The organism is Cupriavidus sp. GW823-FHT06D04, assembly GCF_058795055.1.
The window spans coordinates 21,196-34,510 of record NZ_JBXAHL010000026.1 but is presented as its reverse complement, the minus strand read 5'-3'; the positions used below and the strand labels follow the sequence as shown (position 1 = coordinate 34,510).

11 protein-coding genes are annotated in these 13,315 nt (G+C 67.7%); 7 read left to right on the top strand and 4 right to left on the bottom strand.

Annotated features, from left to right (window positions below; genetic code table 11):
• Window positions 1-11: 11 nt before the first annotated feature.
• The 4 genes from AC1Q7H_RS26425 to AC1Q7H_RS26410 all read left to right on the top strand — a co-directional run bounded on the left by AC1Q7H_RS26425 (window position 12) and on the right by AC1Q7H_RS26410 (window position 4,931).
• On the top strand, window positions 12-887 hold the full coding sequence (locus tag AC1Q7H_RS26425; protein WP_013953576.1) for a hypothetical protein: 876 nt from the start codon (window positions 12-14) through the stop codon (window positions 885-887).
• Window positions 888-926: 39 nt separating this feature from the next.
• Entirely contained in the window at window positions 927-1,865 is a 939-nt protein-coding gene (locus AC1Q7H_RS26420) for a histidine kinase dimerization/phospho-acceptor domain-containing protein (RefSeq protein ID WP_492378913.1), read from the top strand.
• The gene (locus tag AC1Q7H_RS26415) at window positions 1,775-3,397 is read left to right on the top strand and encodes an ATP-binding protein (protein ID WP_492381906.1); all 1,623 of its coding nucleotides are present in this window, start codon (window positions 1,775-1,777) and stop codon (window positions 3,395-3,397) included. The genes AC1Q7H_RS26420 and AC1Q7H_RS26415 overlap by 91 nt, the downstream gene beginning before the upstream one ends.
• Before the next feature lie 142 nt (window positions 3,398-3,539).
• Window positions 3,540-4,931, top strand: a complete 1,392-nt coding sequence (locus tag AC1Q7H_RS26410; protein WP_080569603.1) for an MFS transporter — start codon at window positions 3,540-3,542, stop codon at window positions 4,929-4,931.
• A 65-nt stretch (window positions 4,932-4,996) separates the two neighbouring features.
• On the opposite strand, the gene AC1Q7H_RS26405 is transcribed toward AC1Q7H_RS26410, so the two are convergent.
• The 3 genes from AC1Q7H_RS26405 to AC1Q7H_RS26395 form a co-directional block, all read right to left on the bottom strand.
• The gene (locus AC1Q7H_RS26405; protein WP_013953577.1) at window positions 4,997-5,971 is read right to left on the bottom strand and encodes a Bug family tripartite tricarboxylate transporter substrate binding protein; all 975 of its coding nucleotides are present in this window, start codon (window positions 5,969-5,971) and stop codon (window positions 4,997-4,999) included.
• Between the two features lie 96 nt (window positions 5,972-6,067).
• Window positions 6,068-6,880 (bottom strand): SDR family oxidoreductase, encoded by an 813-nt coding sequence (locus AC1Q7H_RS26400; RefSeq protein WP_013953578.1) that lies wholly within the window; start codon window positions 6,878-6,880, stop codon window positions 6,068-6,070.
• Window positions 6,881-6,913: 33 nt separating this feature from the next.
• The gene (locus AC1Q7H_RS26395) at window positions 6,914-7,846 is read right to left on the bottom strand and encodes an IclR family transcriptional regulator (protein ID WP_492378911.1); all 933 of its coding nucleotides are present in this window, start codon (window positions 7,844-7,846) and stop codon (window positions 6,914-6,916) included.
• A 320-nt stretch (window positions 7,847-8,166) separates the two neighbouring features.
• Between AC1Q7H_RS26395 and AC1Q7H_RS26390 the strand changes: the two genes are divergently transcribed.
• The gene (locus AC1Q7H_RS26390; RefSeq protein WP_492378910.1) at window positions 8,167-10,266 is read left to right on the top strand and encodes a TonB-dependent siderophore receptor; all 2,100 of its coding nucleotides are present in this window, start codon (window positions 8,167-8,169) and stop codon (window positions 10,264-10,266) included.
• A 103-nt stretch (window positions 10,267-10,369) separates the two neighbouring features.
• Here the strand turns inward: AC1Q7H_RS26390 and pdxR are convergent, their stop codons facing one another.
• Window positions 10,370-11,908: a MocR-like pyridoxine biosynthesis transcription factor PdxR gene (gene pdxR / locus AC1Q7H_RS26385; RefSeq protein ID WP_492381905.1), complete on the bottom strand. Its 1,539-nt coding sequence runs from the start codon at window positions 11,906-11,908 to the stop codon at window positions 10,370-10,372.
• Window positions 11,909-11,991: 83 nt separating this feature from the next.
• Here pdxR and AC1Q7H_RS26380 point away from each other — a divergent pair, with 83 nt between their 5' ends.
• Window positions 11,992-12,615, top strand: a complete 624-nt coding sequence (locus AC1Q7H_RS26380; RefSeq protein WP_492381904.1) for an FMN-binding negative transcriptional regulator — start codon at window positions 11,992-11,994, stop codon at window positions 12,613-12,615.
• A 53-nt stretch (window positions 12,616-12,668) separates the two neighbouring features.
• Window positions 12,669-13,286, top strand: coding sequence for a LysE family translocator (locus AC1Q7H_RS26375; protein ID WP_492378921.1), 618 nt, complete (start codon window positions 12,669-12,671; stop codon window positions 13,284-13,286).
• The last annotated feature ends 29 nt before the right edge of the window (window positions 13,287-13,315 follow it).

The following is a 13,315-nucleotide window of genomic DNA, read 5'->3' as shown; positions in this document are numbered from 1 at the left end:
CGGACCCGCCGATGCAGCAAACCGTCGACCGAACCCGTGAGACCCTGGCCAGCGCCTTCGATGCGCTTGCCCACAACGCGCGCCGCCAGCAACACCTGTACTCGGTGACCATCGCGGTGCTGATCGCCATCGTGCTGTTCTCCGGCTTGCTGCTTGCCGGCCTGGCAACGGAACAGCACCTGGACTACCGCAGCAGCGACGTCTCGCGGTACGCCAGTTCGGTCTCGCAGTTGCTGCATAATGAGTCCTCGTTCCTGCGGCGCACCGTGCTGAGCATTCGCTACAACCTCGATGCGCCCGCACCGGAGCCGTCGCGCGATGCCGCCTTCGGGGCCTTCCGGCGCACCGGCACCGCGAGTCTCCACGTCGATGCCGTGCGCAAGGACTATCACCTGCTTGCCACCGAGGCAACGCGGCAGGGCTGGGGGGCCGGGCTGCCGGCGCAGTTCGTGCGGCTGCGGCAGATTGCCCTGGCTGCGGTGGCCACGCAGCAGGCGTTCGATCTCGACCACGGGGCCTACGCGGTCGCGCTGGACGAAGACAGCGCCGTGGTCATCAGCCAGCCCGAGGCCGGCGCGCGCGCATCGCTCGCGCTCGACCCGACGTTGATCCCGCGGCTGCGCACATGGCTGACCCAGGCGCTGCTGGAGCGCAGCGGCCACACCGTGCCGGCGCGCGACCAGCAGGTCTGGTTGGGTCCGCTGCGCCACCCGGTGGACGACGCCCCTGTCATGGTGCTGGCCGGCGCCGCCTATGCCGGCGACACGCCCACCATGCTGGTGGCCACCTGCGTGCCCCTCCAGGCGTTCCCCGCCGAATTGCAGCGCGCGGATGATCCGGCGCTGCTGGCGCTGCTCAATCCAGCCGGCGAGATCATCGATGTATAGCCACGCGACTGGCCGGCAGCATCGGCCAGCGTCCACGATGTGGCGGCCGGCGCGCGCCTGCTCTCGCACGGCACGCTCGATGTCACGCCATCCGGTGTGCGGCTGGTGCAGGCGCTGCCGGCCGGCTTCGGGCGGCTGGTCTACCACCTGCCGTACCGCATGCTGGGTGCGGCGCTGGCAGCGGAGCTGGCCGTGATCGCCGGCGCCATGCTGCTGCTGACCGGCGCCATCGGGCTGGCCGCGCGCTACTGGAGCCGGCACCTGCTGCGGCGCACGCACGCCGAAGCCTCGCGCGCGCTGGAAAGCGAGCTGATGAACCACGTGCTGGTCAATGCCACGCCGGTCGGCTTGTGCATCGTGCGCCAGCACGACTACGCCGTCCTGACGTCGAACCCGCTGGCCGGCGTGCTGCTGCAGTGGCAGCCCCATGGGCGCCTGCCCGATGCAATAGCGGAGGCGTTCAAGCGACAGCCGTGCGGTGGCGACAGCGGGCACGCCTCCATTTCCAGCTTCACCGTCGCGGCACCGCCGTGCGCGCCGGCAAATGAGCCACCCGGCCCCGGCGACGCCGGACAGCGCTTCCTGCAAATCACCTACGCACCGGCGCGCTACCGCGAGGAAGCGGTGCTGTTCTGTGCCGTGCAGGACTGCACCGCGCAGCAGGCACTGCAAGAGCAGCTGCGCTCCGCCCAGCAGGCCACCGAGGCAATGATGCGCGCACGCTCGACCTTCTTCGCCGCGATGAGCCACGAGATCCGTACGCCGCTGAACGCATTGCTGGGCGCAACCTGGAACTGCTCGCGCGCGGCAGCGGCCTGGCAGCACACGCGCCCCGGCTCAGGGCGCTGGACACCGCCGCCGAGACGCTGCGCCGGATCGTCAACGATGTGCTGGACTTTTCCAAGATCGATGCCGGCAAGCTCAGGCTGGTCAACGCGCCCTTCCGCCCCGTCGAGGCGCTGGAGAGCGTGGCGCTGACCCATGCGCCGATGGTGGCCGGCCGTCCCATCCGCTTTCACCTGCAGCTGTCGCCATCGCTGGATGCGGAGGTCACAGGCGACCGCATGCGCCTGGTGCAGGTGTTCAACAACCTGCTGAGCAACGCCTTCAAGTTCACCGCCAGCGGCCGCATCACCGTAAGCGGCGAGCTGCGTCAGGACCACCACGGCACGCAGCGGCTGGTCTGCCGCGTCAGCGATTCCGGCATCGGCATGCCGCCGTCGCTGGCGGCGCGCGTATTCCAGCCGTTCGTGCAGGGTGATGCCGCAACCGCCAGCCGCTATGGCGGCACTGGCCTGGGCTTGTCGCTCTGCGCCCGGCTGTGCGAGCTGATGGGCGGCAGCGTCAGCGTGGATAGCGTGCCGGACGTGGGCAGCGCATTCACGGTCTCGGTGCCGCTGCCGCCGGCCGCTGGCACGCAGCGGCCGCTTGTCCCGGCCGCCGCGGCGCAGTGCGGCGACGTGGTCGTGCTGTGCCAGGACATGCGCACCGGCGAGGCCCTGGCTGCGTGGCTCACTACGGCAGGCTGGCGTGCCGATGTGCTGGCATCGCAGGCGGCCGCGCTGGCGTCCCTCCAGGTCAAGCTGCCACGCGTCATCGTCGCCACGGAAGAGCACCCCCTGGCGGCACTGGGCGGCCTGCGCGATGCGGCAAAGGTGCCGCTTGTGTGGGTGACGCCGGAGGGCCCGCATCGGCCACGCCAGTGCGCCCCCGGCATCCTCGAAGTCACGGCCTACAGCCACCGCGCGCTGATCGACTGCGTGGCCCAGGCGGCCGAGGGCGCCACGCCGGCGCTTGCGCCGGCTGACGGCAACACGCTGGCGGTGCAGGCACTCGCGGCACCGGCCGCGGCGCCGCTGACGATCCTTGTCGCCGAGGACAATCCGCTGAACCAGACCCTAATCGCCGAACAGGTGCAGGCACTTGGCTGCCACCCGATCATTGCAGGCAACGGCAGGCAGGCATTGGCGGCGCTGGAGAGCACGCACATCGACGCGGTGCTGACCGACATCCATATGCCAGTCATGGACGGCCTCGCGCTGCTGCACGCGGTGTGCGCGCGGCATCCCGGCATGCCGGTACTGGCCTTCAGCGCATTCACGTGCGGCGAGCCGTCGGCAGACTGGCGCCTGCGCGGCTTTTCCGGCTTTGTCGCCAAGCCGGCGTCGTTGCAGGACCTGCAAGCGTGCCTGCATGGCCTGCACGGCCGCAGGCATGCCGCGGCCCCGCCTCCCGCCACCCATGACGATACGGCTGCGGCCTCACACGCCGAAGCCGCCGATCGCCGTCGCTATGAAGCCATGCTGCGCCGGCAACTGCAGCAGGACTTGCCAGCGTTGGCGCACATCATTGCACAGCAGGACCTGTCGGCATTGCGACACTGGGTCCATGCCGTGGCCGGCGCCTTCATGATCGTGCGCCGCCAGCCCATCGTCGAGGCGTGCTTGGCACTGGAAACACTGTGTGACGCCGCGCAGGCGTGGACCCCGGCCGCCGCAGCCGCGGGATAGTGCGCCCCGCGCGCAGCGCTCTACCACAATTAGCGGATTTGCGAGCATCGCCACGCGGGACGATAATGGCAATGCTGCGCCGTGGCCGTCCTGGCCATGCCTGACCGATGCTGGCGCGGCATTGTCTTCAATGTCTCTCCCCATGCAGCCAGAACAAGGCCTTCCCCAGCCACAGCGGACCTGGGCGATCCTCACTGTTTTCTTCGGCCTGATCATGGCCGTGCTCGATGGCTCGATCGCCAACATCGCCCTGCCGTCGATCTCGCGCGAGCTGCACGCCGATCCGTCCAGCACGATCTGGGTGGTCAACGCTTACCAGCTGACAGTGACCGTGTGCCTGCTGCCGCTCTCGTCGCTGGGGGACATCCTTGGCTACAAGCGCGTGTACCGGGCGGGGCTGGCCACCTTCCTGCTGGGCTCGCTGCTGTGCGCGCTGGCGGTCAACCTGCCGATGCTGGTGGCCGCGCGGGTGCTGCAGGGCATCGGCGGCGCCGGCATCATGAGCGTCAATACGGCACTGGTGCGCTTTATCTACCCGCCCACGCGCCTAGGCCGCGGCATCGGGCTGAACGCGCTGGTGGTCGGCGTTACCATCGCCGTGGGTCCGTCGCTGGGCGCGCTGATCCTGGCGGTCGCCAGCTGGCAATGGCTGTTCGCGGTCAACGTGCCGGTGGCCATCGTCGCGCTGGTGCTGAGCCGCACTTCGCTGCCGGCGACGCCGCCGCAGCCGCGCGAGTTCGACTACCCCAGCGGGCTGCTGTCGGCGTTGGTGTTCGGCATGTTCATCCTCAGCGTCGATGTTCTGGGCCATGCCGGCTGGCGCATCGCAGGCGCTGCGGGCATGGGCGTGGCCGTGGTGCTGGGTTGGCTGCTGGTGCGGCGCCAGCACGGCCGCGCCGCGCCGCTGGTGCCGGTGGATCTGTTTGCCAGCCGCGCCTTCAGGCTGGCGGTGGGCACCTCGTTCTGCTCCTTCATGACGCAGATGCTGGCCTTTATCGCGCTGCCGTTCTATCTCGAATACCAGCTCGGCCGCTCCCTGCAGGAAACCGGCCTGCTGATCACGCCCTGGCCGCTGATGGTGGCCGTGATGGCCACGGTGTCGGGCCGGCTGTCGGACCGCTATCCGGCCAGCATCCTGGCCGGCATCGGGCTGGCCATGCTGGCGTGCGGACTGGTCGGGCTGGCCACGCTGGGCCCGGACGCCGGCAGCCTGGACATCGTCTGGCGCATGGCGATGTGCGGCACGGGCTTCGGCTTCTTCCAGTCCCCCAACAACCGCGCCATGATCGGTGCCACGCCGCCCGAGCGCAGCGGCGGCGCCAGCGGTGCACAGGCGACCACGCGGCTGCTGGGGCAGACCACCGGTACCGCGGTGGTGGCGCTGCTGTTCAGCCTGGCGCCGACCAGCGCGGCGCGCATTGCGCTGTATCTGGCGGCAGTGGTGGCGGCGCTGGGGGCCTTGATTAGCCTGAGCAGGTTGCGCGATGCCAGCGGCGCGGAGCCTGCGCGCGGGGCGGTGGAGCCGGACGCCTGATCAGCAATTGCGTGCGCCCTCTCGCGCAAGCGGGAGAGGGGAGCAAACCCTCTGGGTTTAAAGGCCTACTCCGCCTTTGCCCCCGACTCCTTCACCACCCTCGCCCACTTCGCGATTTCCTGCCGCTGATAGGAAGCCAGTTTCTCCGGCGTGCCCAGGATCGGATCCAGCCCCAGCGTCTTCAGCTTCGCCTGCACATCCGGCAGCGTGAAGATGCGGTTGAGTTCGGTGTTGAGCCTGGCCACCACGTCCTTCGGCGTATTGGCCGGCGCGAACACGGCGAACCATGAATCGGCTTCAAAGCCCGGCAAACCCTGCTCGGCCAGCGTCGGGATATCCGGTGCCGAGGCCGAGCGCTTCGCGCTGGTGATGCCCAGCGCGCGCAGCTTGCCCTCGCGCACCACGGGCAAGGCCGACGGCAGGTTGTCGAACATCATGGTGATATGGCCGCCGAGCAGGTCGGGGATGGCCATGGCGCGGCCTTTGTAGGGCACATGCGTGATCTTGACGCCGGCCATCGAATTGAACATTTCCCCGGCCACGTGCGGCGAGGTGCCGACGCCGGGAGTGCCGAAGGTCAGGCCGCCCGGCCTGGACTTTGCCAGCGCGATCAACTCGGCCACGCTCTTTGCCGGCACCCCGGGATTGACCACCAGCACGTTCGGCGTCGAGGCGATCAGGATCACGGGGGCGAAGTCCTTGACCATGTCGTACGGCATCTTGCTGTACAGCGCGCCGTTGATCGAGTGCGTGCCGACCGTGCCCAGCGCCAGCGTATAGCCGTCGGCCGGCGCGTGCGCCACGGCTTCGGCGCCGATATTGCCGCCCGCGCCCGGCTTGTTGTCCACCACCACCGGCTGGCCCCATGCGGGCGAGATCTTTTCCGAGACGATGCGCGCCAGCGTGTCGGGCGCACCGCCGCTGGGGAAGCCGACCACGATCCGGATCGGCTTGGCGGGATAGCCTTGTGCCAGCGCGGGGGCCGCGCTCACCAGGGCGGATGCGGCGAGCATTGCCGCGGCAACGGTACCGAAACGCATGGATTCTCCTCCTGTTGCCGGCGGCTACATGGCTGCCCGCATTGTGAAGACGGCGGCCAATGCCGCCGCCGGAACCTGCCAGGACTACTCGTGCCTTCAGACCGCGATGCCGCCGAACTCCTGCATCACCTTGTCATGCAGGCGGCGCATGCCGCGCAGCCAGCGGTCGTAGTCTTGGCCCTTGCGGCGATAGTACTCAAGCACCTCCGGGTGCGGCAAGATCAGAAAGCGCTCGTCGGCCACCCCTTCCAGCGTCACCGCGGCGACGTGCTCGGCAGTGACCGAGCCTTCCTGCAGGAAGCCCTTGCGCTCACCCTTCTCGCCGAACAGCATGTTGGTCTGCACGCCCTGCGGGCAGATGCAGCTGACCTTGATGCCGCGGTCGCCGTAGGTGATCGACAGCCACTCGGCAAAACCGATGGCGGCGTGCTTGGTCACCGCATACGGCGCCGAGCCGATCTGCGACAGCAGTCCCGCGGCCGAGACCGTGTTGATGAAGTAGCCGTCGCCGCGCTCCAGCATCTGCGGCAGCACCGCCTTGGCCGCGTGGATATGCGCCATCACGTTGATTTCCCAGATGCGCTGCCAGTCGTCGGCGCTCGCCTCCAGCCCCTTGCGCAGGATGATGCCGGCGTTGGAACAGAAGATATCGACCTGGCCAAAGCGGCGCGTGGCCTCGTCGGCCAGGCCCTGCACCGCGGCGGCATCGGCCACGTCGACCGGCTGGGCGAACACCTGGCACGCAGGCGCCGCGGCCTGGACTTCGGCGGCAACTGCGGCGGCGCCCGCCGCGTTCAGGTCGGCCACGGCCACGCCGCGCGCGCCGGCCTGCGCAAAGGCCAGCGCCAGCGCGCGCCCGATGCCGGTGGCCGCGCCAGTCACCACGACGGTCTTGTTGCGTACTTCCATGGGTTGTCTCCTCGTTGAATTCGGATGCTTGCGTCAGCCGTTGGACGCGTCGGCGCGGGTGCCTGGGCCGGGCTCAGGCTGCGCTGAGGCAAAGCGGGCGGTCGCACGCGCGCCGCCCGGCTGCCACAGCCGCGCCTGCAAGGTCTCTGCAAGGTCGCGCACGCGCGGGCCCAGGTTGCTTTCCAGGATCTCGGGCGACAGCCGTGTCGCGGCCCCGCCGATATTCAGCGCCAGCACCTCGCTGCTGCCCGCCAGGCGCAGCGGCGCCGCGGCGCCGCTGACGGTGCGGTCCCATTCGGCATGCGCCACGCAGAAGCCGCGCCGCGCGTGGTCGCGCAGCGCACGGTCGATGCCGGTGCGCACGGCGGGCCAGCGCGTGCCGTAGTGGCGCGCCAGTTCGGCCAGCGCGGCCTGGCGGTGATCGACATCCAGCCCCGCCAGCCAGGCGCGGCCGATCGCCGAGGTGGCCATCGGCAGGCGCGCGCCCGGCGCCAGCCGGATCACCAGCGCCCCGCGCGGCTGGCAGCTTTCCAGGTAGACCATGGCATGCCGATCAGGCATGGCCAGTGCCACCGTGCAATCGGTGGTAAACGCCAGTGACTGCATCAGCGGCTGCGCGATCTCGCGGATGCCGGCGCCGCCTACATAGCGGTGGCCCAGCACCATCGCGCCCTGCCCCAGCCGGTATTTCTCAGTGGCTTCAATGTAGGTGAGATAGCCGAGCGTGGCCAGCGTGTAGGTGAGCCGCGACACGGTCGGGCGCGGGATGCCAGTGCGCCGCGACAGCTCGGCGTTGCCCAGGTAATCATCCTGCGGCCCGAAGGCGCGCAACAGCTCCATGCCGCGTGCCAGCGCCGTGACGAAGTTGCGGTCGTCGGCGCAGGCATGGGCCGCCTGCGCGTCGGCCGGCACCAGGATATGTGCGGCATCGGGCGGCGGGGTTGGAATGGTGGTGGTGCGTTTCATGGGCAGGCGGCCGGGAAGAGAACATTGATAGCAGTAACGGGACTGCCCAGGGGCCGCTATGTAGGGAAAGCATGTGCGCTAGAAACGGCGTTGATGGATACGAATCAGTAAGGTAGTGCGACTTTTGTCATCAACAACAGTAGAACGCTTTGAACAGGAGAAGGTGGGGCGCACGCCGCCGCCCCTTACTTTGACTACGATGGCGCCCTGCCCTCCTACGGACTAGGCGCAATTTGTAAGCGCACCGCACGAAATTCTTGTAAATACAAACCATTCTCATTTATGATGCGCCACTTTCGTTGCTTTCGCCTTGGGCCGTCATGTTTGTCCGCCGTCTTGCCATACCCGCCGCCGTCAGTTGCCTGTTCCTGCCTCCCGTTGTTTCCCACGCCGCCGAAGGTCTCACCACGCTGCCATCTGTGACGGTCAGCGCCGCCGCCGACGGGCAAACTGACCTCGGCTTCACCACGCGGCGGCCGGCCGGAGTGACCAAGTCGGATCAATCAGCGGCCGACGCCGCGCAGTCGATCACCGTCATCACACGCGACCTGCTCGACAGCCAGCAGGCACAGAACCTCAGCGACGCGCTGCAGAACTCAGCCGGCGTGGTCACCAACGTCTATGGCAGGCGCGGCTGGGACGACTTCATCATCCGCGGCCAGCGTGCATCGGAATCGATCTTTGCCGACGGATTGCTCGTCGACAGCAACAACCGCGTGGCGCAGGAGCTGTTCGGCGTGGAACGCGTGGAAGTGCTCAAGGGACCGGCCTCGATCCTGTTCGGCGCGGTACAGCCGGGCGGCCTGGTCAACATGGTCAGCAAGCGCCCGCGTGCCGAACTGTTCGGTGAACTGGGCCTGACCGTCGGTAACTACGGCTTCCGGCAGGTGACGGTCGACGTAGGCACGCCACTGGCCAAGGACAGCAAGGCCGCGTTCCGCCTGAACGCGCTGATGATGAACAGCGACGATCCGACCGACTACGTCTGGTATCGCAACCGCTGGATCGCGCCGTCGCTGACGCTCGACCTTGGCGCGCACACAGACTTCACGATCCTGACCAGCCACAACCAACGCAATTACGTGCGCCAGCAGGGCCTGCCCGTGAATGGCACCCTGGTGCCGAACCGCAATGGCGTGGTGCCGAGCAACCGCTTCATCGGCGAGCCGAATGCGCCGTCTTATGACGGCGAGCAGAACCGCATCGGCTACGCGCTGACGCACCGCTTCGACTCCGGCTGGACGTTGAACCAGAACCTGCGCTACCAGACGTCGTCGCTGACCGGCACGCTAGTGTCGGCCGGCACGATGGCCGTCAACAGCCAGGCGATGAACCGCAGTGGCACGCAGCAGAGCTTCTCGGGGGACTCGTTCGGTGTCGACACTAACGTGCAGCGGACTTTCGCGTTCACGGGGCATGCCCACAGCGTGACCTTCGGCATCGACTACCGCCATACGAAGGAAGACCGCTTGCAGAAAACGTGCCGCGTGGCAGCGCTGAACGTCTACAACCCGGTCTATGGCGCCAGCATCAACTGCCCGTCCGCCTATAGCCTGGACGCGACCGATACGCTAAACGCGGTTGGCCTCTATCTGCGCGATCAAATCCGTATCGCCGAGCGCTGGACTGTGACCGGCGGCGTGCGCTACGAATCCGCGCAAACGAGCACAACGGACCGGCTGGCGCGGTCGCGTACCGGCAACGACAACAACGCCGTCACCGGCAGCGCGGGCGTGATGTACGACCTGACGCACTGGGCGCGTCCGTACGTGAGCTTCGCCACTTCGTTCCTGCCGAACGCCGGCACCGACGTCAACGGCGCCACGTTCAAGCCCGAGAAGGGCCGCCAGTACGAAGTGGGCATCAAGTTCGACATGCCGGACAAGACCGGCCTGCTGACACTGGCCGCGTTCGACCTGACACGCACCAATGTGCTCAGTACCGATCCGGTTAACACTGGCTTCAGCGTGGCCGTCGGCGAACAGCGGTCGCGCGGGCTAGAAATGGAACTGACGCAGGATCTCGGCAATGGCTTCAGCGTTTCGGGGGCCTATGCCTACATCGCAGGCGAAGTCACCGGGGACACCACGGCTGCGAACGTCGGCAAGCCACTCAACAGCGTGCCCCGGCACAGCTTCTCGGTCTGGAGCCAGTACCGCTTCCGCGGCGCGCTCGCCGGCTGGTACGTCGGTGCCGGCCTGCGCGGCGAGAGCGCCAAGCGCGGCTACAGCTTTAACTACACCGTGCCGGGCTACACGGTGGCCGATCTTGCCGTCGGCTACGTAGCATCGCACTGGCGCGCGGCGTTCAACGTCAAGAACGTGTTCGACAAGATGTACTACGCGGGCGGCCTGAACAACAACGTGCTACCAGTGGGCAATCCGCGGGTGGCCATGCTCAACGTGACGATGACCTATTGATGCGGCCCCCACCTGGAACCTCCAGACCAGTAATGAGGCGGCCACCAGGCTGCTGTGGTTCGAATCGAACCCATCGCGTATCGGCGGCCATAGCATCGAGTCGTCAGCCTACCTGAAATCCGTTGTCAGCCTGGCCCTGAGAACCCAGGCGGGAAACACCCCGCCCCATCACCGCAATCACCGACCCTAAAATCTGCATCCCCCGCTGAATCTGCTCCACCGTCAAACTCGCATAACCCAGCACCAATCCAGCCGCTCGACGCTGTCCATGCGGCCGGGCCCCTGCAAACAACGGAGATACCGGGTAGACCCCCACATCCTTGCTGCGCGCAGCGGCCACCAGCGCTGTCTCGTCCCGGGGCCGCAGCGACGGCAACCACAGCACCACATGCAACCCCGCCGCCGTACCGCAGACGTCCGCGTCCGCTGGCAGGTAGCGTGTGACGCCATCCAGCAAGGCTGCTCGCCGGCGCTCGTTTTCCCGGCGCATGCGCCGCACATGGCGTTCGTAGGCACCGCTTTCGATCAGCGCTGCCAGCACGCGCTGCTCCAGCACGGGCGCATGGCGGTCGGCCAGCCGCTTGGCCTGCCGGAACACCGGCACCAGTTCAGGCGGCAGCACCAGGTAGCCGAGCCGCAGGTGCGGCGACAGCGCCTTGGAGAAAGTGCCGACGTAGATCACGCGGCCGTCGGTGTCGATCGAGCGCAGGGTGTCGATCGGGCGCTGGCCGTAGCGGAACTCCCCGTCGTAGTCGTCCTCGATGATCCAGGCGTCGTGGCGCTGCGCCCATTGCAGCAGCTCCAGGCGCCGGCCGATCGGCAGCACACCCCCTAGTGGGAACTGGTGCGACGGTGTCACGTACACCAGGCGGACACGATCGTCCTGGGGAAGGCTGGCGGTATCCAGGCCATGCCCGTCCACTGGCGTGGCCTGGCACCTGGCGCCGGTGGCTTCGAAGCAGCGCCTTGCCATCAGGTAGCCAGGGTCTTCGAAGGCGAAGGCATCGCCGGCATCCAGCAGCAACCGTGCGCACAGATCGATGGCCTGCTGCGAGCCATGTACCACCAGAACCTGCTCGGCCTCGCAGGCCAGTCCCCGGGCACGCCGCAAATAGCCCTGGAGGGCGCGTCGCAGCGATGCCTCACCTTCGGGCGGGGCGTATGACAGGCTGTTTTGCTGGCGCAGCAGTTCGGCCTGGTAGGCACGCCGCCAGGCCAGGGTTGGAAAGTCCCGGGAAGCCACCGCCCCATACAGGAAGTCGAAGCGAACCGGTTCAGCTTGCAGCGGTGCCGGCATGCCGAGTCCCGCCACGCGACGCCCGAATTCGGACAGGGTTGGGGCCGACCTGGAGTGCCGGCCTGCGGTCAGCCCGGCTGGTGCCGGTGCCGCCAACGGGCTGGCGATTCGGGCCACCCGCCCCACCGCGGTGACGAGGAAGCCCTCGGCCACAAGTTGTTCGTAGGCGGCGGTGACGGTGGTACGCGATACACCCAACTCGGACGCCAGCGCTCGCGTGGACGGCGCCCGGGCACCCGGCGGCAGTGAGCCGTCCGCGATCTGGGCGCGCAGAAGATCGTAGATGCGGCGTCCCGCGCCCGTGGCTCCGGCACGGTTACCGGCTGGCTGGCGTGACTGGCCCATAAAGAATCATGAAAACTGGACCTTCTGATTGTGCCAGTTGTCGGCGAGAGTATCGAGCATTCCATCCCTTCCGATTCCCCACCATGTACATTCCTGCTCACTTTGCTGAAAACCGGCCAGAGGAACTGAGCCGCATCATCCGCGAGCACCCGCTGGGGATGCTGGTTACGCAAGGCAGCGCCGGACTGGATGCCGACCACATCCCGTTCGAGTTCGATCCCGGCGAGGGAACCCACGGCGTGCTCACAGCCCACGTGGCCCGCGCGAATCCACTCTGGCAGCGTTGCCCCACGGGCTCGCCGGTCATGGTCGTCTTCCGCGGCGCCGAGGCCTATATCTCGCCCAGCTGGTACCCGAGCAAGCATGAGGCGCACCGCCAGGTGCCGACCTGGAACTACGAGGTGGTACACGCGCACGGCACGATCACCGTGCATGATGACGAGCGTTTCGTTCGCCGCCTGGTTGCGCGCCTGACCCGGCGGCACGAGACAGCCGAAGCCAGGCCCTGGAAGATGGGGGACTCCGCGCCGGAGTACATCGACAGCATGCTGCGCAACATCGTGGGCATCGAGATCGCCGTCACTTCGCTGGTGGGCAAGGTCAAGCTCAGCCAGAACAGGGAGTTGCGGGATCGCCTCGGTGCCGCCGACACCCTAGAGGCGCGGGGGTATGGCGAACTTGCACAGTGCATGCGCAAGGCTGGTTGAATTGCCCCCGGACCCGCGCTCAGCTTTGCCTCACCATTGACGAACACCACATCATGTCACTCATCCCCTTCCTGATCGCTGCCATCGTTCTCGCCATCACCCCCGGCCCGGGCATCGCCTATGTCGTTGCACGAACGGTGGCTGGCGGCCGGTCCGAGGGCCTGGCTTCATGCTTCGGCACCGCCCTTGGTGGCTTGCTCCATGTGCTCGCGGCGGCCTTGGGCCTGTCGCTGGTCATTGCCCAGTCAGCCGTGGCGTTCAACCTGCTCAAGTATCTGGGTGCGGCTTATCTGGTGTACCTGGGGATTCGCATGTTGATGCGCAAGCAAGCGCCGGTCACGCTCGAAACCATGTCATCCAAAGGTGCGCGCCGCGCTCTGGTCGAGGGCATCATGGTCGAGGTCTTGAATGTCAAGACGGCGCTGTTCTTTCTGGCGTTCCTGCCGCAGTTTGTCTCGGCAAGCGAACCTCTGGTGCCGCAGTTGGTGCTGCTGGGCTGCATTTGCGTCGCGCTCAATACGCTGGTCGACGTTGTCGTCGTGTTTGCCGCGCATCGTCTGCTCAAGTCTGGCGCCGCCCGCGAAGCTCGCGCCCGCTTGATGACCCGGATGTCGGGTGTCACGATGCTGGGCCTGGGCGCCTTCCTTGCGCTGGCCCGGCGCGAGGCCTAGACAGGGGGCGGTTCGGCGCAGGGCTCGAA

Coding starts and splice junctions, on each gene's coding strand:
- AC1Q7H_RS26395 (WP_492378911.1), bottom strand. CDS start 7,846: ATGAAACGCACCACCACCATTCCAACCCCGCCGCCCGATGCCGCACAT.
- AC1Q7H_RS26390 (WP_492378910.1), top strand. CDS start 8,167: ATGTTTGTCCGCCGTCTTGCCATACCCGCCGCCGTCAGTTGCCTGTTC.
- AC1Q7H_RS26380 (WP_492381904.1), top strand. CDS start 11,992: ATGTACATTCCTGCTCACTTTGCTGAAAACCGGCCAGAGGAACTGAGC.
- AC1Q7H_RS26425 (WP_013953576.1), top strand. CDS start 12: ATGCAGCAAACCGTCGACCGAACCCGTGAGACCCTGGCCAGCGCCTTC.
- pdxR (WP_492381905.1), bottom strand. CDS start 11,908: ATGGGCCAGTCACGCCAGCCAGCCGGTAACCGTGCCGGAGCCACGGGC.
- AC1Q7H_RS26400 (WP_013953578.1), bottom strand. CDS start 6,880: ATGGAAGTACGCAACAAGACCGTCGTGGTGACTGGCGCGGCCACCGGC.
- AC1Q7H_RS26410 (WP_080569603.1), top strand. CDS start 3,540: ATGCAGCCAGAACAAGGCCTTCCCCAGCCACAGCGGACCTGGGCGATC.
- AC1Q7H_RS26375 (WP_492378921.1), top strand. CDS start 12,669: ATGTCACTCATCCCCTTCCTGATCGCTGCCATCGTTCTCGCCATCACC.
- AC1Q7H_RS26405 (WP_013953577.1), bottom strand. CDS start 5,971: ATGCGTTTCGGTACCGTTGCCGCGGCAATGCTCGCCGCATCCGCCCTG.